The following is a 19,525-nucleotide window of genomic DNA, read 5'->3' on the forward strand; positions in this document are numbered from 1 at the left end:
CGAAGCAGGCGCCAACAATTCAGTCGAAGTGGATGTCGAGTCCGTGGAGGGGGAAGACGGCGGTGCGGGTGGCCATGACGGCGCGGTCGACCTCGCTGCCGGGGTCGTAGCCCATCTCCCAGGAGCGCCACCAGAGGGGGCCGTCCTCGGCGGTGAGGTCGCCCATGCGGCGTGGTCCGGGGCGTCCGAAGACGTGCTCGACGTGGGCGCGCCAGTCCTCGGGGATCGGGGTGGTGGTCTTGATGGGGGCGTGGGCGGCGATCGCGGTGAGGTGGGTCCAGGTGCGGGGCACGACGCCGACGACCTCGTAGCCGCCTCCACCGAGCGCGACCCAGCGCCCGTCGCACACCTCGTGGGCGAGGCGGTGCATGGCGTCGGCGGCGGCTCGTTGGGCGTCGACGGTGACGGCGAAGTGGGCGAGGGGGTCTTCGGTGTGGGTGTCGCAGCCGTGCTGGGTGACGAGGACGTCGGGTTTGAAGGCGCGGACGACGGGGACGGCGACGGCATGGATGGCGCGGAGCCACCCAGCGTCGGAGAGCCCGGGCGGGAGTGCGACGTTCACTGCGGTGCCTTCGGCGTCCTTGCCGCCGACGTCGCCGGGCCACCCGGTGCCGGGGAAGAGCGCGCGGCCGGTCTCGTGGACGGAGATGGTCAGCACGCGCGGGTCGTCCCAGAAGATGCGTTCGACGCCGTCGCCGTGGTGGACGTCGACGTCGACGTAGGCGACGCGTTCGGCGCCGTGGTCGAGCAGCCACTGGATGCCGACGGCGATGTCGTTGTAGACGCAGAAGCCGCTGGCGGCTCCTCGCATGGCGTGGTGCAGGCCGCCGGTGAAGTTCACGGCGTGGGCGGCGGTGCCTTCCCAGACGGCGCGACAGCTGTCGACGGTGCCCTGGACCACGCGTGAGCTCGCCTCGTGCATGCCCTCGAAGGCAGGGTCGTCGTCGGTGCCGAGACCATAGGCCTCGTCGGCCGAACGGGGGTCGGCGGACGCGGCCTTGACCGCGGCGAGGTAGTCGCGGTCGTGGATCGTGGCCAGCAGATCGTCGGTGGCCTCGTCGGCGCCGACGACCTCGACGCCGTCGACGTCGAAGACACCGAGTGCGTCGCAGAGCCGTGCCGTCAGGTCGAGGCGCACCGGTGCCATCGGGTGCGTGGGGCCGAAGTTGTACCTCGTGAAGGAGGAGTCCCAGACGACCCTGGCCTGAGTTGGCATGATTGAGACGCTATCGCGGAAACGCGCCACCGACGACGGAGGTACAACCCATGGGCCGCAACCGGCTCTTCGACGACGACGTGATCGTCATCGGGCTGGGACGCTTCGGCTCTGCCGTCGCGCTCGAGCTGACCCGTCTCGGGCACCGGGTCATCGCCGTCGAGCGCGACAACGCGATCGCCGAGAGCTACGTCAACAAGGTGGCGAAGGTCGTGCACGCGGACCTGTCGCACGCCTCGGGCCTCGACATGATCCGCGACGCCGAGCCGAAGATCGCGATCGTCGGCATCGGCTCGTCGGTGGAGTCGTCGGTGCTCGCCGCCGCAAACCTCGTCGACGCCGGGGTGCCGTCGATCTGGGCCAAGGCGATGTCGCCGGAGCACAAGCGCATCCTCGACCGCATCGGCGTGCACCACGTCATCTCTCCCGAGGCCGACTCGGGTCGCCGGGTGGCCCACCTCGTCAACGGCAAGATGCTCGACTACATCGAGTTCGACGACGGCTTCGCCATCGTCAAGCTCAAGCCGCCGAGCGAGACCATCGGTTTCACGCTCGAACAGAGCCAGGTGCGCCGCAAGTACGGCGTCACGATCGTGGGCGTCAAGGCTCCCGGCGAGGACTTCACGTATGCCGTCCCGCAGACGAAGATCTCGGCGCACCACATGCTCATCGTGAGCGGACCCACCGAGCTGATCGAGCGGTTCGCCGCTCGACCGTGAGCGGAACCGCCTGTCGCACGGATGAACCCACCCTCCCGGCATACGGGAGGGTGGGTTCGCGGGTGGCTGGATGGCCCGCTGTCAGAGGCGGGGGTGGGGGCCGGGGTCGTCGCCGAGGGGCAGCACCATGGCGACCTCCTCGTCGCCGTCCTCCTCGCTGACGACGCCCATCGGCCGGCGGTAGTCGGTGGGCCGGAAGCCCATGCCGCTCGCGAAGGCGACGGCGCGCCCGTTGTCGGTGCCGACCCAGTAGACGAGGTGCGAGTTGCCGCGCTTGGCGGCGAGCGCCGCCCCGTGCTTGACGAGGCGGGTGGCGACGCCGAGGCCGCGGGCCTCGGGGCGCACCCACAGGCCGAAGAGCTCCCCGGCCGCCCCGTCCGTCGCCTTGGCGGTGCCGACGCTGACGACGCCCACGGCGTTGCCGTCGCTCTCGGCGACGAGGCGCGCCGACCGCTGCATGCGTTCACGCCAGAAGGCCTCGTCGTAGGCCTCCTCCTCGTCGGCGGTGGCCACGAACGCCTCGGGCGACTCTCGGAGGGCGGAGAGACGGACGGAGCGGTAGTCCTCCCAGTCGTCCTCGCCGAGGGGACGCACGGTGATGTCGGTCATGTGGTCCACCATCGCACGACCCAGCACGCGAGCGCACCAGCAGGTCGGTGAACGTTCGGCGACCGCGGCACCCGGCGACGAACCGCACTGCCCGCCAGTGCCGCTCAGAGCCGGTGCGTCATCTCGATCTCGCTCAGGTCGGGGCGCCGAGGGTGGTCGTGGACGGCTCCCGTCCGCTCGAACCCGCAGCGGGTGTAGAGGGCCTCGGCTGCCGTGTTGGAGCTGGTCACCTCGAGGACGACCTCCGACTTGCCCAGCCGCCTCGCCTCGTCGAGCACCGCGTGGACCAAGGCCTCACCCACACCCCTCCCGCGTGCCCGCGGCGCCACGTACATGCCGAAGAGCGTTGCCGTCGTTGCCCGTTCGGGCTCCCAGTGGGATCCGAGCCCCGCACTCCCGATGACGCCGTCGGCGTCGCGCGCCTGCACGAGCCAGGCTCCCTCGATCCGCTCTCGCCAGTCGGCCTCGTCGTAGACGGCTTCGTCGGCGTAGGTGAACCAGAAGGCGTCGGGGGCGTCATCGAGCATCGCGAGCCGCACGTCGCGATGGGACTCCCAGTCGTCGGGCGTGACCGCGTGCAGGTGCATCCGGGGACCGGGGGCGGCTGCCGGGTCCGACCCGCTGGCAGCACGGGCTGCGGTCGGCGCAGGGGCGGGGACGTCGTCGTCGGGTGCGCTCACGTCTCCACTGTGCCCGCACGCGCCCCTGACGTCACCTGCGATCGGCTCGGTCGTGGACCCCCCCGAGGTGTCCTACACCGACCACCTCGGGGTGTGGACCTGGCGCCCGCTGAGCGCGCGGGCACCCCTGACGACAGCCTCGCTCAACACGACGACGTCGGACCTGGCGACCGCTCACGTAGACCTGTCCGTCGAGCACCGGGCGCTACACCTACACGTACACGACGGCCCAGCACCGCAGCTACCGCGTCGTCATGCCCGACCAGCGCTACGTCTGGGGCTCCGTCAGCACGCCCACACCCGCGACCTGACGAGCCGAGGGGTCGGCGTGCTGCCGGCCGCTCAGGCCTGCCCGGACGCCAGCTGCTTGGAGCGAGCCGCCGCGGCCTCCATGGCCGTGACGAAGGCGGCACGCACCTTGTGGTCGTCGAGCTGGCGCAGGGCGGCGACGGTCGTGCCACCCGGCGAGCTCACCTGCTCACGGAGCACCGTCGGGTGCTCGTGGGTCTCGCGCAGCATCGTCGCCGCGCCGTAGAGGGTCTGGACCACGAGCTCGGTCGACGTCGCACGCGGCAGGCCGAGCACGACACCGGCCTCGATCATCGCCTCGACGACGTAGAAGATGTACGCCGGGCCGGAGCCGGAGATCGCGGTGACCGCGTCGAGGTGCTTCTCGGCCAGTCGCACGACGCGACCGCACGAGCTGAGCAGCGCCTCGGCCTCGGCGAGGTGGTCGTCGGTGCAGTGGCTTCCCGGCGCGATGCCCGCCATCCCCTCGTCGACGAGCGCCGGGGTGTTCGGCATGACGCGCACGACCGAGGTGCCCTCGGGCAGGCGCGACTCCAGGTACTCGGTCGTGATGCCGGCCGCGAGCGACACGACGACGTTCCCGGGAGCCACGTGGTCGCGGATCTCGTCGAGCAGCCCGGCCATGTCCTGCGGCTTGACGCACAGCACGAGGGTGTCGGCGACGTCGGCGGCCTCGGAGTTCGGCAGGACGCGTACGCCATGGCGCTCGGCGAGCGCGTTGACCTTGTCGGGGCTGCGCCCGGTGACGACGAGGTCGCCGGGCGTGCGCCCCGAGCGGATGAGGCCGGAGACGAGGGTCTCGCCCATGACCCCCGCGCCGAAGATGGCCGTCGTCGTCATCGTGGCCCCCACTCAGCTCTTGGTCGCGACGCCGCGCAGGAAGAACATGACGTTGGCCGGCTTCTCGGCCATGCGGCGCATGAGGTAGCCGTACCACTCCTGGCCGTACGGGATGTAGACACGCATCTGGTCACCGCGGTCGGCGATGCGCTTCTGCTCCTCGGGCCGGATGCCGTAGAGCATCTGGTACTCGAACGACTTCGGGTCGCGGCCGGCCTGGCCCGCGAGCGCCCCGGCGATCTCGATGAGGCGCGGGTCGTGCGAGGCGACCATCGGGTAGCCCTCGCCCTGCATGAGGATCTTGAGGCATCGCACGTAGGACTTGTCGACCTCGGCGCCGGCCTGGAAGGCGACCGACTCGGGTTCCTTGTAGGCGCCCTTGCACAGGCGTACGCGTGAGCCGGCGTGCGCGAGGTCACGGCAGTCCGCCTCGGTGCGGTAGAGGTAGGCCTGCAGCACGGCGCCCACCGTCGGGAAGTCGGCACGCAGCTCACGGAGGGCATCGAGCGTGAGGTCGGTGGTCGTGTGGTCCTCCATGTCGAGGGTGACCGTGGTGCCCGACTGCTGCGCGAGGTCGCAGATCTCGCGGGCGTGGTCGAGGGCGATGGCGTTGCCGTCGCCCGGCAGCGCCTGGCCGAGCGCGCTCAGCTTGAGCGACACCTCGACCGTGCCGCCCTCGGTGAGTCCCTGGTCGCGCAGGGCCGTGAGGAGCGAGAGGTAGGCGTCGCGGGTGTGGCGCGCCTGCGCGATGTCGGTGGTGTCCTCGCCGAGGTAGTCGATGGTCGACAGCCGGCCGGAGGCCGCGATCTCCGCGGCGGCGCCGACGACGTCGGCGCGCTCCGCGCCCGGGACGAAGCGCTTGACGACCGAGCGCGACACGGGCGCCTTCTCGATGACGTCTCGGATCTTCTCCTGCTTGGACAGCTGCAGGAGCGAGTTGCGCAGCAGGTCGCTGGCGTCCACGGGGGCCTCCGGGTGGTGCTCGGGTGGTGACGGGCGGTCGGGTCCGGGGTGCCGGGCCCGCAGGTCGGGGGTGCGCGGGCCGGCGGTGGCCGCCCCGCCCGGCAAATCTACCGCCGCCGTGCCCGCCCGCCCTCCGTGCCCGCCCGCTCCCCGGCCGTCGGGGCGCCATGGGGCAGACTCGCTGCCATGCGTCGACCGACCGCCCGAGCCCTCCTCGCCGCCGTGACGCCGCTCGTCGTCGTGCCGCTGCTGGCCGCGTGCTCCGATGCCGCGGCCACGATGCCGGTCGTCACCCCGTCCACGCGGGGCATCGCCACGACTCCGGCGGCGACCGCCACCACGGACGACCCGCTCGCTCCCCCGTCGAGCCTGACCCCGCCCCGGGTGCACCCGGCCGACGCCGTGGCGGCATACCTCGAGGGCTACGACGTGTCCGGGCTGACCCGCGCGCCCTCCGGCGACACCGCCGACGTCGCGGCGTGCCCCGGGACGCCGCGGCTGACGAGGACGAGCGGGCCGGACGCGTACGCCCGCTCCTGGACGGGAGCGACGGGCACCCGCGCCGACGTCGCCGCGATCACGTACCCCGACCTCGCCGCCGCCGCGAGGGCCGTCGAGCCGGTGCTGGCCGCCGCCGCGTCGTGTCGGGCACCCGAGGCGGCCAACGGCGTGACGACGGCGGTCGCCAACGAGCGACGTGACGTCGCCGAAGGTATGCCGCTGGGCCGGGTCGACCTGACCCGCACGTCCGCCGCCGGCACGGTGCACGACTACATCGGGGTGGTGCAGGTCGGCAACGTGCTGCTGCGGCTGACCTACTCCTCGCCCGACGGCAAGGTCGCCAACGAGAAGGGTTCGAACGCCCTCGCCCTGCTGGCCCGACACGTCCAGGGTCTGTGATGGTCTCGCTCGCCGACGACGCGCTGCAGTCGCCGGGACCGCTCGGGCTCACCCTGGACGTCCTGGGCGACGGGCTCGGTTCGGCGTCGACGGTGCTGCGGGCCAACGCGATGGCTGCAGGCCTCGACGCGCCGGTGCCGACCTGCCCGGACTGGACGGTGCTCGACCTCGTCGCCCACCAGGGCATGGTGCACCGTTGGGCCGCGAGCCAGCTCCGGGGAGCCCCCATCGACCCACCGGAGCCGCTCGAGGCCGAGGGCCGCGCGTCGGCCGACGTGCTCGGGTGGTTCGACGAGGGCGCCACCGACCTGCTGCAGGCGATCGTCGACGCGCCCGACGACCTCGAGGCGCTGGTCTTCCTCGAGCACGCGCCTCCCGCCCGCCTGTTCTGGACCCGCCGGCAGTGCCACGAGACGACGATCCACGCGGTCGACGCCCTCGGCGCCCGGCTGCGCCGGCCCGCGCGCGCCGACGAGACGTGGATCTCGCCGGAGGTCGCCGTCGACGGCATCGACGAGCTGCTGGTCGGGTTCATCACCCGCAGTCGCAAGGGCGCCTCCCCCGACAGGTCCACCGACCCGACGCGCCTGCTCGTGGCCCCCGACGGTTGCGACGTGGCGTGGCTCGTCGACCTTGCAGCCGGCCGGCCGATCGAGACGAGGCGGGTGCGACCCGACGCGGTGGACGTGTCGGAGCGCGACCACGAGTGGCGGGGCGGACCCGTCGACCTCTACCTGCGCCTCTGGAGCCGGGGCGCCTCCGACCCCGTCAACGACCTGGAGCGCTGGTGGCGCGAGACCATCTCGGTCACCTGGTGACCCGCCCGCGCAGGCGCCGCCCGTAGCAGGATGGGCCGGACGTGACGAGGCGCCGGACCGCGACGTGAGGAGCAGGTATGCCGCCTGAGGGGTTCGGCCGGGCCGTGCAGTCCGCCATCTACCGCGCGGGCGCCTTCGGCCACCGTCCGGAGGTGCCGACCGATGGCACGCGACTCGAGGAAGCCGCTCGAAAGGTGATGTCCCGCAGGGGTTTTGCCTACGTGGCCGGTTCTGCAGGGTCCGAGGCGAGCGCCTCGGCCAACGCGCAGGCCTTTGCCCACTGGCGGGTCGCGCCGCGGATGCTCGTCGACACGACGGAGCGCGACCTCGGGGTCGAGCTCTTCGGTCGGCGCCACGAGAGCCCGTTTCTCGTCGCACCGATCGGGGTGCTGTCGATGGCCCACGACGAGGCCGACCTCGCCGTCGCCCGCGGGGCGCGTGAGCAGGGCGTCACCCAGATCATCAGCACGCAGGCATCGGTGCCGATGGAGGACATCGCGCGGACGCTCGCCGGCTCCGGCCACTGGTACCAGCTCTACTGGAGCAGCGACGACGAGCTCGTCGAGAGCCTCGTGTCGCGCGCCGAGGCCTGCGGCAGCGAGGCGCTCGTCGTCACGCTCGACACGGCATACCTCGGCTGGCGGCCCCGCGACCTCGACCTCGGGCACCTTCCGTTCGCGCGCGGCGAGGGCATCGCGCAGTACACGTCGGACACCGTGTTCCGTCGGCTCGTCGCCGAGCGGGTCGCTGCGGCGACGCCCCAGCCGCGGCCCCGGCCCACGCCCGCTGCCGTCGCGACGCTGCTCTCGATGTCGCGCAACCACCCCGGCGACACGCGGCACAACCTGACCGCCCCCGAGCCCCGTGCCGCCGTCGAGACCTTCCTCGACGTCTTCAGCCGACCGTCGTTGACGTGGGACGACCTGCCGCGACTGCGTTCGCTGACGTCGCTGCCGATCGTGCTCAAGGGGATCCTGCACCCGGACGACGCGCTGCGGGCCGTGGACGCAGGCGTCGACGGCGTCTACGTCTCCAACCACGGGGGGCGCCAGGTCGACCGGTCGGTCGCGGCGCTCGACGCGCTGCCACGTGTGGTCACCGCGGTGCGCGGTGCCGGCTCACAGATGCCCGTCATCTTCGACAGCGGGATCCGTTGCGGTGCAGATGCTTTCATTGCCCTCGCACTCGGAGCCACTGCCGTCGCAGTGGGTCGCCCGCACGTCTACGGGCTCGCCCTCGCAGGCGCCGACGGTGTCTCGCAGGTGCTGCGCAACCTGCGCGCGGAGCTCGACCTGCAGCTCGCCCTCTCGGGCCAGACCTCGGTCGCCGGGCTGACCCCCGACGTGCTCGTTCGCGTCCGGGACGACGGCTAGCAGCCCGACCAGCCCGCGACGCAAGGCAACTCGACCCGTGGAACTCGCTCGACGGCATACGTTCTCGTCACGGAGGATCGACCCATGCCCGCCCTCGACCACCTGACCCGAGCCGCCTACCCCAGGTCGGCGAAGTACGACGCGAAGTGGCTCGTCGACCTCGACATGGGGCCGCACCCGCTGTGGCTGCTCGAGGACCTCGCGGCCGACCTCGCCCTGCGGCCCGACATGCGCGTGCTCGACCTCGGCTCGGGCCTCGGAGCGACGTCGGTCTTCCTCGCGAAGGAGTACGGCGTGCAGGTCGTCGCGGCCGACCTCTGGGTCGACCCGAGCGAGGCCGGCGCCGTGTTCCGGAAGGAGGGCGTGGACGACCGGGTGCTCCCCATGCGCGTCGACGCGCACGCGCTGCCGTTCGGTCGCGGCTCGTTCGACGCCATCGTCAGCATCGACGCGTGGGAGTACTTCGGCACCGGGGACCACTACCCGCCCTACCTCGCGAAGTTCCTCAAGCCCGGCGGCCAGCTCGGCGTCGCCACCCCCGCCCTCACCACCGAGGTGCGCGAGCTCGGCGAGATCCCCGAGCACATCGACCGCGTCGTCGGCGCCGAGACCGCTGCCTGGCACACCGCCGACTGGCTGCGGAGCCAGTGGGAGTTCAGCCGCGCGTTCACCCGCGTCACGGCGCGCACGCAGGAGGACGCGTGCGCGAACTGGCTCCTGTGGGAGCGTGCCGTCATGGAGCTCAAGGGCACAGTGACCTCGGCCGTCCAGGGGATGCTCGAGGCGGACGGCGGCGCCTTCGTGACCTTCGCGCTCGTGACGGGGAGGGTCGCATGAGCCTCTCGGCCACGGACCTCGAGCACCTGCGGCGGGCCGTCGCGCTCGCCCGGCTGGCCCTCGAGCGCGGCGACGAACCGTTCGGCTCGGTGCTCGTCTCCGGCTCCGGAGAGGTGCTCTTCGAGGACCACAACCACGTCGTCGCGCTCGAGGCGACCCAGCACCCCGAGTTCGCCATCGCGCGGTGGGCGGGCGCGCACCTGACGCCCGCCGAGCGGGCTGCGGCGACCGTCTACACGTCGGGAGAGCACTGCCCGATGTGCTCGGCCGCGCACGCCTGGGTGGGGCTGGGGCGCATCGCGTATGCCGTCAGCTCGGCCCGGCTGGGCGAGTGGCGGTCGGCGTGGGGCTCGCCCGCGTCGCCCGTGGCGGCTCTGTCGATCCGCGACGTGGTGCCCGGTGCCGTGGTCGACGGGCCGGCCCCCGAGCTCGAGGACGAGGTGAAGGCCCTCCACGCCGAGTTCGCGAGCAGCGCCCCCACCCCCTGACGGCCCCGCCGGTTCCAGCGCCACGGCCCCCGAACCGTCGGGCTGTGGAGGACCGGGACGCGGGCGGCCCGGTCTGCTGGATCGTCTGGGCATGACATCGGACCCCGAGCCGGGGAGCTACGTCTCCCACCGCACGGCGGCGACCCGAACGGGGTAGGGGTGCGCCGTCCACAGAGGTAGGTGCGGCCACATCTGTCCGCCCACGGCGAACAGATGCGGAACCTGAGCCGATCACGCTCAGGATGGGAACAGGACGCGGCCGGCTCGCGTTGGTCGGGTTGTGCTCGCTGACAGCGGGCACGGATAGCATCGAGATGTCTCTCGATCAGTCAGGAGAAGAACATGTTCGAACGGTTCACCGACAGGGCCCGAAGGGTGGTTGTCCTCGCGCAAGAGGAAGCTCGCCTGCTCAACCACAACTACATCGGGACCGAGCACATCCTCCTGGGTCTGATCCACGAAGGCGAAGGCGTCGCCGCGAAGGCCCTCGAATCGCTCGACATCTCGCTCGAAGCGGTCCGGGCCCAGGTCCAGGAGATCATCGGCCAGGGGCAGCAGGCCCCGACCGGCCACATCCCCTTCACGCCCCGCGCGAAGAAGGTTCTCGAGTACTCGCTGCGCGAGGCACTCCAGCTCGGCCACAGCTACATCGGCACCGAGCACATCCTGCTCGGTCTGATCCGCGAGGGTGAGGGCGTTGCTGCCCAGGTCCTCGTCAAGCTCGGCGCGGAGCTCAACAAGGTGCGCCAGCAGGTCATCCAGCTGCTCTCCGGCTACCAGGGTGGCCAGAGCGGCGAGAAGGCCGGCGCCGGCGTCGGCCAGGGCCAGGCCGAGGGAACGCCCGCGGGCTCCCTCGTGCTCGACCAGTTCGGTCGCAACCTCACGCAGGCGGCCCGCGAGGGCAAGCTCGACCCGGTCATCGGGCGTGAGAAGGAGATCGAGCGGGTCATGCAGGTGCTGTCCCGCCGCACGAAGAACAACCCGGTCCTCATCGGCGAGCCCGGCGTCGGCAAGACCGCCGTCGTCGAGGGTCTCGCCCAGGACATCGTCAAGGGCGAGGTGCCCGAGACGCTCAAGGACAAGCAGCTCTACACCCTCGACCTCGGCTCGCTCGTGGCCGGCAGCCGCTACCGCGGTGACTTCGAGGAGCGGCTGAAGAAGGTCCTCAAGGAGATCCGCACCCGCGGCGACATCATCATCTTCATCGACGAGATCCACACGCTCGTCGGTGCCGGTGCGGCCGAGGGCGCCATCGACGCCGCCAGCATCCTCAAGCCGATGCTGGCCCGCGGCGAGCTGCAGACGATCGGCGCGACGACGCTCGACGAGTACCGCAAGCACATCGAGAAGGACTCGGCCCTCGAGCGGCGCTTCCAGCCGATCCAGGTGCAGGAGCCGACGCTGCCGCACGCCATCGAGATCCTCAAGGGCCTGCGTGACCGCTACGAGGCACACCACCGCGTGACGATCACCGACGGCGCGCTCGTCGCGGCGGCCAACATGGCCGACCGCTACGTCAACGACCGCTTCCTGCCCGACAAGGCGATCGACCTCATCGACGAGGCGGGCGCGCGACTGCGCATCCGCCGGATGACGGCTCCGCCGGACCTGCGCGAGTTCGACGAGAAGATCGCCGCGCTGGTGCGTGAGAAGGAGTCGGCCATCGACGGCCAGGACTTCGAGCGCGCGGCGCGCGTCCGCGACGACGAGAAGCGCCTCCGTCAGGAGAAGGCTGCCCGTGAGGCCCAGTGGAAGTCGGGCGACATGGACGTCGTGGCCGAGGTCGACGAGGAGCTCATCGCCGAGGTCCTGGCTGCCAGCACCGGCATCCCGGTGTTCAAGCTGACCGAGGAGGAGTCCAGTCGACTGCTCCACATGGAGGACGAGCTGCACAAGCGCATCGTCGGCATGGACGACGCCGTCAAGGCGCTGTCCCAGGCGATCCGCCGCACCCGTGCCGGCCTGAAGGACCCGCGCCGCCCCGGTGGCTCGTTCATCTTCGCCGGCCCCACCGGTGTCGGTAAGACCGAGCTGGCCAAGACGCTCGCCGAGTTCCTCTTCGGCAGCGAGGACGCGCTGATCCAGCTCGACATGTCCGAGTACTCCGAGAAGCACACGGTGAGCCGGCTCTTCGGTTCGCCTCCCGGCTACGTCGGCTACGAGGAGGGCGGCCAGCTCACCGAGAAGGTGCGCCGCAAGCCGTTCTCCGTCGTGCTCTTCGACGAGGTCGAGAAGGCCCACCCGGAGATCTTCAACTCGCTGCTGCAGGTTCTCGAGGACGGCCGCCTCACCGACTCGCAGGGTCGGATGGTCGACTTCAAGAACACCGTCATCATCATGACGACCAACCTCGGCACGAGGGACATCTCCAAGGCCAACATGGGCTTCTCGTCCGGGCCCGACAGCCGCACCGACTACGAGCGGATGAAGGCCAAGGTCACCGACGAGCTCAAGCAGCACTTCCGGCCCGAGTTCCTCAACCGCGTCGACGACACCATCGTGTTCCCGCACCTCAACAAGGCGGAGATCACGCAGATCGTCGACCTCGAGATCGCCAAGCTCGACAAGCGGCTCAAGGACAAGGACATGGGCATCGAGCTCACGCCCGCGGCCAAGGACCTGCTCGCCAAGAAGGGCTACGACCCCGTGCTCGGTGCGCGCCCGCTGCGCCGCACCATCCAGCGCGAGATCGAGGACGCCCTGTCGGAGAAGATCCTCTTCGCCGAGTTCACCTCGGGCCAGTACATCAAGGTCGACACCGAGGGCGAGGGCAAGGAGGAGAAGTTCACCTTCTCCAACATGGCCCACCCCGACGCGCACCGACCGGCAGACGACCTGCCGGAGCTGCCGGAGGGCGCTGCCCTCGACGAGGCGCTCGGTGTCAACGTCACCGCCGGCCCGTCGACGGTGCCCGACGACCAGGTCTACCCGGACTCGGGGATGACCGGCACCGGCACCGAGCGCTGAACCCAGCGCTGGGGCGGCCCGCACCGCCCTGACCGACCGGAGGGGTCGGGGACCACGGTCCCCGGCCCCTTCGCCGTGCCGGCCGTCGTCCCGGGGCCGTATGCCGTCGCGCGGGTCGTCGTCGCCGGGGTCGTCGTCGCCGGGGTCGTGGGCCGCCGGGTGGGCCGTCATACCGGAGTCGTACACGCTCGGCCGGCAGAGCCGACCGCGGTCCGATGTGGGCAGGCAGGCCTCCCGGCGAGGGTTGCCCCCATGAGCCACAACGACCTCGACAACGCATCGGGCCACCCCGACAGGGACCTCGTCGCCCGCGACCTCGTGATGACCTACGGCAAGGGCCGCTCGAGCGGGCAGTCCGGCCCGCCCGCTCTCGGCGGGGTGGACCTCATCATCCGCGCGGGCCAGAGTCTCGCCGTGATGGGCCCGTCCGGCTCGGGCAAGACGACGCTGCTGCACGTGCTGGCCGGCATCCTGCGCCCGACCGGCGGCCAGGTGCTGTGGCGCGGTCGCGACATCGCGCGCATGTCGGATCGCGAGCGGACCGTGCTGCGCCGCAAGGACTTCGGTTTCGTCTTCCAGCAGGGCATGCTCCTGCCCGAGCTCCCCGCGATCGAGAACGTCGCCCTGCCCCTCATGCTCGACGGCACGTCACGTTCGCAGGCCACCGCCCGGGCAGCGACCCTGTTCGCACCGCTCGGCCTCTCCGGCTTCGAGAAGCGGCGTCCCGGCGAGCTGTCGGGCGGGCAGGCGCAGCGGGTCGCGATCGCCAGGGCGCTCGTGGCGCGCCCCGGCGTGGTGTTCGCCGACGAGCCGACGGGTGCGCTCGACCAGACCACGAGCGGCGAGGTCATGCGCCACCTGACCGAGCTGACCGCCCACACGGGCGCCTCGCTCGTCGTCGTGACGCACGACGAGAACGTCGCCGCGTGGTGCCACGGCGTGGTGCGCGTGCGCGACGGACGGGTCGTCGAGCACAGCGCGCAGGCCGCCCGATGAACGCCGCGGTCTCGCTCTGGTGGCGGCTGCGTCGCGCCGCTGCGGCCGACGACCGGGTGCCGGGTGTGCTCGCCGTCGTCTCGTTCGCGGTGGCGACGGCGGCCCTGCTCGTCTGCGTGGCCGGACTGTCGGCCTTCGAGGCGCGCAACCCGGTGCCGCCGGGGCACAGCACCGGCCTGTCCATCGACGAGGCCATGATCGGCGACCTCTACGTGACCCTCGCGTGGATCGCGACCACCTGCATGGTCATCCCCATCCTCACGCTGGGTGGCGTCGCGGCCCGCCTCGCCATCGCCCGGCGTGACCAGCGCCTGGCTGCTCTGCGGCTGGCCGGAGCGACCTCGGCCCAGGTGACCGTCATGACGCTGGCCGAGGCGGCGGCCCAGGCACTCGTCGGGGCGCTGACCGGGGTCGTGCTCTACCTCGCCGTTCTGCCGATCGTGGCTCGGCTGACGTTCCAGGGCCGCACGTTCGACCTGAGCGAGCTCGTGCTGCCGCTCGGCCAGACGGCGGCCGTCGTCGGTGCCGTCGTCGTGGTCGCGATCGTCTCGGGCGCGTCGAGCCTCGCGAGGGTCGCGATCAGCCCCCTCGGCGTCGCGGCCCGCACGAGCCCGAAGCGGCTCAGCATCCTGCGCGTGCTCGTGGCCGCGGCCGCCGGTGCGGCCTGGGTGCTCGCCATCACCCCGATGAAGGAGCCGGAGCGCCTCACGATCGTGCTCGTGCTGGGCGCGGTGATCCTGGCGGTCAACGCGGTCGGTCCGTGGGTCGTCATGGTGGCCGGCAGGGTCGCCGCCCGCATCGCCCCGACGGCGGCGACGCTGCTCGCCGCCCGCCGCATCGCGGACGACCCGAAGAGCACGTGGCGGGCCGTCGGCGCGCTCGGCCTGGCTGTCGTCGTCGTCGGTTTCACGAGCCTGGCCCAGGTCGACGACCCCGGCACGCCGCTGGAGGCCTACCTCTCCGCGGACCTCGGCACCGGAGCCCTGGTGACGCTCGTCATCATCACGATCGTCGGTGCGACGTCGACCGGTGTCGTGCAGGCCGCCCGGGTGCTCGACCAGCGCGAGCAGTACCGCGCCCTGGCCCTCGCCGGCACCGGAGAGCGGTCGCTGCACCGGGCGCGGGCACTGGAGGTCGCCCTGCCCCTGGCCATGACGATCGCGTTGTCGGCCGGCTTCGTCCTCGTCCTGATGCTGCCCTTCCTGAGCAGGCTCGACGGCGGCCTCGTGGTGCGGTTCGTCGTGACGTCGGCGATCGCCGGCGCAGTGGTGCTCGCTTCGGTGCTGGCCTCCCGCTCGCTGGTCCGGACGGCGTCCCGCGTCGCGTGAACCGGTCGTCTACGGTGGGGCGGTGACCTCTGAGCACCGCCCCACCGATCGCCGGCGCACCGACCCCGTATGCCGTCCGGCGCGCTCACGTCGTCCGCTCGCCCTGCGCGTGGCCGGCGTCACGGCGGTCGCCGCGCTCGCTCTCGGCGCGTGCTCGTCCGACCCGGCCGCACCGCGCGGCGCGTCGCCGGCATCGTCGGCAGCCACCGGCTCCCCCGACGGCTCGACCTCCGGCACCACCTCGACCACGGCAGGTGGCGCCCGGGTCGAGGGAGCGCCGGCGCCACTGGCCGCGCTGGTGCGCAGCCTGTACGCCGGAGGCGACCTCACGCGTACGGCCTCCCCCACGGCGGCCGCCGCGCTCAAGGCGCGCCGGGCCGCAACCGGCTCGCTGGACGCGACCGCGAAGGTCGGCTCGTGGATGGGCACCCCCGTTGCAGTGGTGACCTCGGGCGACGACGTCACGCTCGCCGTCGGTCCGACGTGGAAGGTCGTCGGCGGCTGGTGGCCCTCACTGGGCGTCTCGAAGCCGAGCCTCGGCGCGGGCCCCCGCTTCGTCCTGGCGATCGGGTCCGACGCCCGACCGGGGCAGCCCCTCGAGCGCACCCGGGCCGACGTGCTCCAGGTCATCGGGATCGACGGCAAGGGCGGCGGCGGCGTGATGGGCATGGCCCGCGACCTCTACGTCCCGCTGTCGACCGGGGGACGGGGGAAGATCAACTCCGCCATGGTGTTCGGTGGCCCCGAGGCGCAGGTGAGCACCGTGCGCAAGGTGACTGGCCTGCCGATCCAGGGCTACGTCGTGCTCGGCTTCACCGGCTTCACGAAGATCGTGGACGACCAGGGCGGCATCCCCATCGTCGTGCCGAAGACCGTCGTCGCCTCGCACGCCCGCAACATGGTCATCAAGGCCGGCCCCCAGACTCTCACCGGCAAGCAGGCTCTGGCGTACGCGCGTGAGCGAAAGACGTTGCCCGACGGGGACTTCGGCCGATCTCGTCACCAGGGCGAGGTGATCCTCGCGTCCGCCGTCAAGGCCAAGCTCGCCGGTCCGATCGCGATCCCGTCGGCGCTCACGAGCTTCAGCAAGGTCGGCAAGAGCAACCTCACCGCCGAGCAGATCCTCACGTTCACGGCCGGGCTCCACCAGCTGAGCCCGCTCAAGGTCGGCAGGGGCGTGGCCAAGGGGGCGTTCGGCACGGCCGGAGGGCAGTCGATCGTGGTGCTCGGCAACGAGGCCCGTCGCCTGTTCGCGCAGTTCCGTGACGGGAACCTGGCATGAGCACCGTGACGCACGAGGCGGGTTCGGGCCCGCAGCCCGTCATCCGGCGGGCGCGCACCGCCGACGTTCGCGGCATACGGGCTCTCGTGGCCCCGCTCGCCGAACGCCGGGTGCTCGTGAGCAAGGAGGCGGTCACGTACTTCGAGAGCCTCCAGGAGTTCCGGGTCGCCGAGCTCGACGGTCGCGTCGTCGGCTGCGGCGCCTTGCACGTCATGTGGGAGGACCTCGCCGAGGTCCGCACCCTCGCGGTCGCGCCCGAGATGCTCGGCACCGGCCTCGGCGGTCGGCTGCTCGAGGCCCTCGTGGACGACGCGCGCGAGATCGGGGTCGAGCGGCTCTTCTGCCTCACCTTCGAGACGGACTTCTTCGTGCGGCACGGGTTCGAGGTCATCGAGGGTCAGGCCGTGCCGATGGACGTCTATGCCGAGCTGCTGCGGTCCTACGACGAGGGCGTGGCCGAGTTCCTCGACCTCGAGCGGGTCAAGCCCAACACCCTCGGCAACACCCGGATGCTCCGCACCCTCTGAACCGTCGGCCACAGAGACGGCCACCTCTGGCCTCTCGACGGTTGAAGGTGCTGACGGGTAGGGCTCGGGTCAGGCGCGGGTCATTCGCGGGTCAGGCTCGGCCCGAGGCGGCGTAGATGCGCCGCACGACGTCCTCGATGTCGGGCTCCTCGATGGTGAGGTCGCGCACCTCGTGCCGCGCCGAGACGTGCGCCAGCACCGCTGCCGCGGTGGTCGCCTCGGAGTCGAACGCGAGCCGCTGCCGCAGCCCGTCGGACTCGCTGCCGAGCAGCCGGGTGCGCGGGATGTCGTCGAGGTCCGGCGTGGGCTGTGCGAGGTCGATGACGAGGACGCGCTGGGCCCCGACCGTCGCGGCGAGCCCCGTCAACGTGCCGTCGAAGGCGAGCCGGCCGTGGTCGACGACGAGCACGCGGTCGCAGAGTCGCTCGATGTCGCCCATGTCGTGCGTCGTCAGCAGCAGGGTCGTGCCGCGCTCGCGCCGCTCGGCGACGAGGAACTCACGCAGGCGCTGCTTCGACAGCACGTCCAGGCCGATCGTCGGCTCGTCGAGGATGAGCAGGTCTGGCGAGTGGAGCAGCGCGGCCGCGATCTCGGCGCGCATGCGTTGCCCCAGCGACAGGGAGCGCACGGGGGTCGCGAGCTGCGGACCCATCTCGAGCTGCTCGACGAGCACGTCGGTGCGCGACCGGGCCTCCTTCTCGCCGAGGCTGTGGATGGCGGCGAGGATCGCGAACGAGTCGCGCAGGAGCAGGTCCCACCAGAGCTGAGACCGCTGGCCGAAGACGACGCCGACCCGACGGGCGACGCCGATGCGCTCACGCATCGGGTCGAGGTCGCACGTGCGCACGTGCCCCGAGGTCGGCTTGAGGATGCCGGTCAGCATCTTGATCGTCGTCGACTTGCCGGCGCCGTTCGCACCGATGTAGCCGACCGACTCTCCCGGCTCGACGGAGAAGGTCATCCGGTCGACGGCGCGGGTCTTCTTGAAGTCGCGCACGAGGTCGCGGGTCTCGATGATGCTCATCCACCGGCTCCTTGGTAGTGGCGGGTCCCGAGTCTCCAGCAGAGGCCGGCGATGCCCCAGGCGAGCAGGGCCGCGAGGGGGGTGCACCAGGCGAGCCACGGGGGCGCGAGGCTGTCGCCGGGCAGGTCGAGGATGGCGACGGCCGGCACGTAGGCGACGAAGGCCGTCGGCACGACGAACGTCCAGAAGATGCGCAGCGGACCGGGGAAGACCTGCTGGCTCTGCTGGGCGGCATACTGCCCGCCGTACGTGAACGAGTTGGTGAACTCCGAGCCGTCCACGAGGAAGAACTGCAGCCCGCCCGCAGCGGTGAACAGGGCCGCGAAGATCGCGGTGCCGCTCACGACGGTCAGCACGATGAGCACGACCGTGGCGGGCGACCAGGCGACGGCGCCCGTCGTCAGGGCCACGACGAGCGCGACGACGGCGACCGAGAGGCGCCCGATCCGGCGCATCGACAGCTCGCTCGTCATGAGCTGCGCCAGCAGTGGCAGCGGCCGCACGTAGAAGGCGTCGACCTGGCCGGCGCGGATGTAGACGGGCAGCTGGTCGAGGTGGCCGACGAACATGTCGGCCAGCGAGAAGGCGAGGTTCGACAGGGCGAAGACGAGCAGCGCCGCCTTGAAGTCGAGCCCGCCGAGGAGCTCGACGTTGTGGAAGATGACCCACACCTCCGCGAACTCGGCCAGCCCCACCCCGACCGTGCCGAGGATGTCGGTGACGAACGAGGCGCGGTACTGCATCTGCGCGCGGGCGCGCGAGGCGAGCAGCACCCGGTACGGGCGCAGCCGCTGCGACAGCGAGACCCTGGCGTCAGCCACCCTGCACCTCCAGACGACGCCGGCCGGCGCGCAGCACGACCTGGCCGAGAACGATGAGCAGGGTCGCCCAGAAGAGCTGCACCGCAACGGCCGACGCGATGTCCGCGCCGACCACGCGTCCGGCGAGGATGTCGATCGGGTTCTGCAGCATCGACGGGAACGGCGACCACTGCGCGATGGTGCGCAGCCAGTCGGGAAACCAGGGCACGGGGAGGTAGAGCCCGCACAGCAGACCGCCCGTGATCATCCAGAGCAGCGTGATGCCGCGGATCTCGACCAGCCAGAACGCGAGCAGGTTGATGACGAAGTTGCCCGAGAAGGCGACGACGACAGCCAGCCCCACCGACACGGCCCCCACCACCCAGCTCGCTGCCGACGGCGGCCATGCCATGTCGAAGAGCAGCGCGCCGAGCAGCAGCGCCGGCAGGCCACGGCCGAGGAGGTTGATGGCGGCACGACCGAGATCACCTGCCAGATAGGCGAACTGGGGGTTGATGGGGCGCAGGAAGTCGACCGCGATGTCTCCGGACCGCACCCGGTCCTTGACCTCGGAGAAGCCCCAGAGGTTGACCGTGCCGAGCAACGCCTGGCCCCACCACACGAAGGCGATCGTCGTCGGCTTGTCGTAGCCACCGATGGCGGCGTTCGCGGAGGTCAGCGCCGCGAGCAGGATCGAGGCCCGGATGAATCCGAAGACGGAGTTCGTCGTCATGCCTGCCAACAGGGCCAGGCGGTAGGTCGAGTGCCTCCGGAAGCCGGCCCGCACGAGCACCCAGAAGGTCCTCACGACGGTCGGGGGGCGGCAGGCACAAAGGGCGACACTACTCA

Annotated in this window: 19 protein-coding genes; 11 read left to right on the forward strand and 8 right to left on the reverse strand. The window is 71.7% G+C overall.

All coding sequences use genetic code 11. From position 1 onward, the window contains the following. Positions 1 to 19 precede the first annotated feature (19 nt). On the reverse strand, positions 20 to 1,216 hold the full coding sequence (locus tag ACXR8F_RS15100) for an acetoin utilization protein AcuC (RefSeq protein ID WP_045187079.1): 1,197 nt from the start codon (positions 1,214 to 1,216) through the stop codon (positions 20 to 22). Positions 1,217 to 1,266: 50 nt separating this feature from the next. On the opposite strand from ACXR8F_RS15100, the gene ACXR8F_RS15105 reads away from it, so the two are divergent. Next, the gene (locus ACXR8F_RS15105) at positions 1,267 to 1,935 is read left to right on the forward strand and encodes a potassium channel family protein (protein ID WP_045187082.1); all 669 of its coding nucleotides are present in this window, start codon (positions 1,267 to 1,269) and stop codon (positions 1,933 to 1,935) included. Between the two features lie 81 nt (positions 1,936 to 2,016). Here the strand turns inward: ACXR8F_RS15105 and ACXR8F_RS15110 are convergent, their stop codons facing one another. From ACXR8F_RS15110 to ACXR8F_RS15125, 4 genes are all read right to left on the reverse strand, one after another. Beyond that, positions 2,017 to 2,544: a GNAT family N-acetyltransferase gene (locus ACXR8F_RS15110; protein WP_045187346.1), complete on the reverse strand. Its 528-nt coding sequence runs from the start codon at positions 2,542 to 2,544 to the stop codon at positions 2,017 to 2,019. Between the two features lie 104 nt (positions 2,545 to 2,648). Then, positions 2,649 to 3,224: an N-acetyltransferase family protein gene (locus tag ACXR8F_RS15115; RefSeq protein WP_458801669.1), complete on the reverse strand. Its 576-nt coding sequence runs from the start codon at positions 3,222 to 3,224 to the stop codon at positions 2,649 to 2,651. A 342-nt stretch (positions 3,225 to 3,566) separates the two neighbouring features. Beyond that, positions 3,567 to 4,373 carry a pyrroline-5-carboxylate reductase gene (gene proC, locus ACXR8F_RS15120; protein ID WP_458801671.1) on the reverse strand — a complete coding sequence of 269 codons (807 nt, stop codon included), beginning with the start codon at positions 4,371 to 4,373 and terminating at the stop codon, positions 3,567 to 3,569. A gap of 12 nt (positions 4,374 to 4,385) precedes the next feature. Next, positions 4,386 to 5,336 carry a proline dehydrogenase family protein gene (locus tag ACXR8F_RS15125; RefSeq protein ID WP_458801673.1) on the reverse strand — a complete coding sequence of 317 codons (951 nt, stop codon included), beginning with the start codon at positions 5,334 to 5,336 and terminating at the stop codon, positions 4,386 to 4,388. Positions 5,337 to 5,522: 186 nt separating this feature from the next. Here ACXR8F_RS15125 and ACXR8F_RS15130 point away from each other — a divergent pair, with 186 nt between their 5' ends. The 10 genes from ACXR8F_RS15130 to ACXR8F_RS15175 all read left to right on the forward strand — a co-directional run bounded on the left by ACXR8F_RS15130 (position 5,523) and on the right by ACXR8F_RS15175 (position 16,852). Next, on the forward strand, positions 5,523 to 6,236 hold the full coding sequence (locus ACXR8F_RS15130; protein WP_458801675.1) for a hypothetical protein: 714 nt from the start codon (positions 5,523 to 5,525) through the stop codon (positions 6,234 to 6,236). Next, on the forward strand, positions 6,236 to 7,054 hold the full coding sequence (locus ACXR8F_RS15135) for a maleylpyruvate isomerase N-terminal domain-containing protein (RefSeq protein WP_458801677.1): 819 nt from the start codon (positions 6,236 to 6,238) through the stop codon (positions 7,052 to 7,054). Before ACXR8F_RS15130 ends, ACXR8F_RS15135 begins: the two co-directional genes overlap by 1 nt. A gap of 77 nt (positions 7,055 to 7,131) precedes the next feature. Next, positions 7,132 to 8,427 carry an alpha-hydroxy-acid oxidizing protein gene (locus ACXR8F_RS15140; RefSeq protein ID WP_458801679.1) on the forward strand — a complete coding sequence of 432 codons (1,296 nt, stop codon included), beginning with the start codon at positions 7,132 to 7,134 and terminating at the stop codon, positions 8,425 to 8,427. Between the two features lie 84 nt (positions 8,428 to 8,511). After that, on the forward strand, positions 8,512 to 9,264 hold the full coding sequence (locus ACXR8F_RS15145) for an SAM-dependent methyltransferase (RefSeq protein ID WP_458801680.1): 753 nt from the start codon (positions 8,512 to 8,514) through the stop codon (positions 9,262 to 9,264). Continuing rightward, entirely contained in the window at positions 9,261 to 9,752 is a 492-nt protein-coding gene (locus ACXR8F_RS15150) for a nucleoside deaminase (protein ID WP_045187089.1), read from the forward strand. Before ACXR8F_RS15145 ends, ACXR8F_RS15150 begins: the two co-directional genes overlap by 4 nt. 342 nt (positions 9,753 to 10,094) lie before the next feature. After that, the gene (locus ACXR8F_RS15155) at positions 10,095 to 12,719 is read left to right on the forward strand and encodes an ATP-dependent Clp protease ATP-binding subunit (RefSeq protein ID WP_045187092.1); all 2,625 of its coding nucleotides are present in this window, start codon (positions 10,095 to 10,097) and stop codon (positions 12,717 to 12,719) included. A 252-nt stretch (positions 12,720 to 12,971) separates the two neighbouring features. Further along, entirely contained in the window at positions 12,972 to 13,715 is a 744-nt protein-coding gene (locus ACXR8F_RS15160) for an ABC transporter ATP-binding protein (RefSeq protein ID WP_458801682.1), read from the forward strand. Further along, complete coding sequence (locus ACXR8F_RS15165; protein ID WP_458801684.1) at positions 13,712 to 15,043, forward strand: FtsX-like permease family protein; 1,332 nt, start codon at positions 13,712 to 13,714, stop codon at positions 15,041 to 15,043. The genes ACXR8F_RS15160 and ACXR8F_RS15165 overlap by 4 nt, the downstream gene beginning before the upstream one ends. A 22-nt stretch (positions 15,044 to 15,065) precedes the next feature. Then, positions 15,066 to 16,325: an LCP family protein gene (locus ACXR8F_RS15170; protein ID WP_458801686.1), complete on the forward strand. Its 1,260-nt coding sequence runs from the start codon at positions 15,066 to 15,068 to the stop codon at positions 16,323 to 16,325. Next, on the forward strand, positions 16,322 to 16,852 hold the full coding sequence (locus ACXR8F_RS15175; RefSeq protein ID WP_458801687.1) for an amino-acid N-acetyltransferase: 531 nt from the start codon (positions 16,322 to 16,324) through the stop codon (positions 16,850 to 16,852). The genes ACXR8F_RS15170 and ACXR8F_RS15175 overlap by 4 nt, the downstream gene beginning before the upstream one ends. 91 nt (positions 16,853 to 16,943) lie before the next feature. Here ACXR8F_RS15175 and ACXR8F_RS15180 read toward each other — a convergent pair whose 3' ends face one another. Genes ACXR8F_RS15180 through ACXR8F_RS15190 form a run of 3 tightly spaced genes read right to left on the reverse strand, consistent with a single transcriptional unit; the run spans position 16,944 to position 19,484 of the window. Next, a complete protein-coding gene (locus ACXR8F_RS15180; RefSeq protein ID WP_458801689.1) occupies positions 16,944 to 17,876 on the reverse strand; it encodes an ABC transporter ATP-binding protein in 933 nt (310 codons plus the stop codon). After that, positions 17,873 to 18,697 carry an ABC transporter permease gene (locus ACXR8F_RS15185; RefSeq protein WP_458801691.1) on the reverse strand — a complete coding sequence of 275 codons (825 nt, stop codon included), beginning with the start codon at positions 18,695 to 18,697 and terminating at the stop codon, positions 17,873 to 17,875. Before ACXR8F_RS15185 ends, ACXR8F_RS15180 begins: the two co-directional genes overlap by 4 nt. Then, a complete protein-coding gene (locus ACXR8F_RS15190; RefSeq protein WP_458801693.1) occupies positions 18,690 to 19,484 on the reverse strand; it encodes an ABC transporter permease in 795 nt (264 codons plus the stop codon). Before ACXR8F_RS15190 ends, ACXR8F_RS15185 begins: the two co-directional genes overlap by 8 nt. Positions 19,485 to 19,525: the final 41 nt, after the last annotated feature.

Source organism: Terrabacter sp. AAH1, from assembly GCF_054456855.1.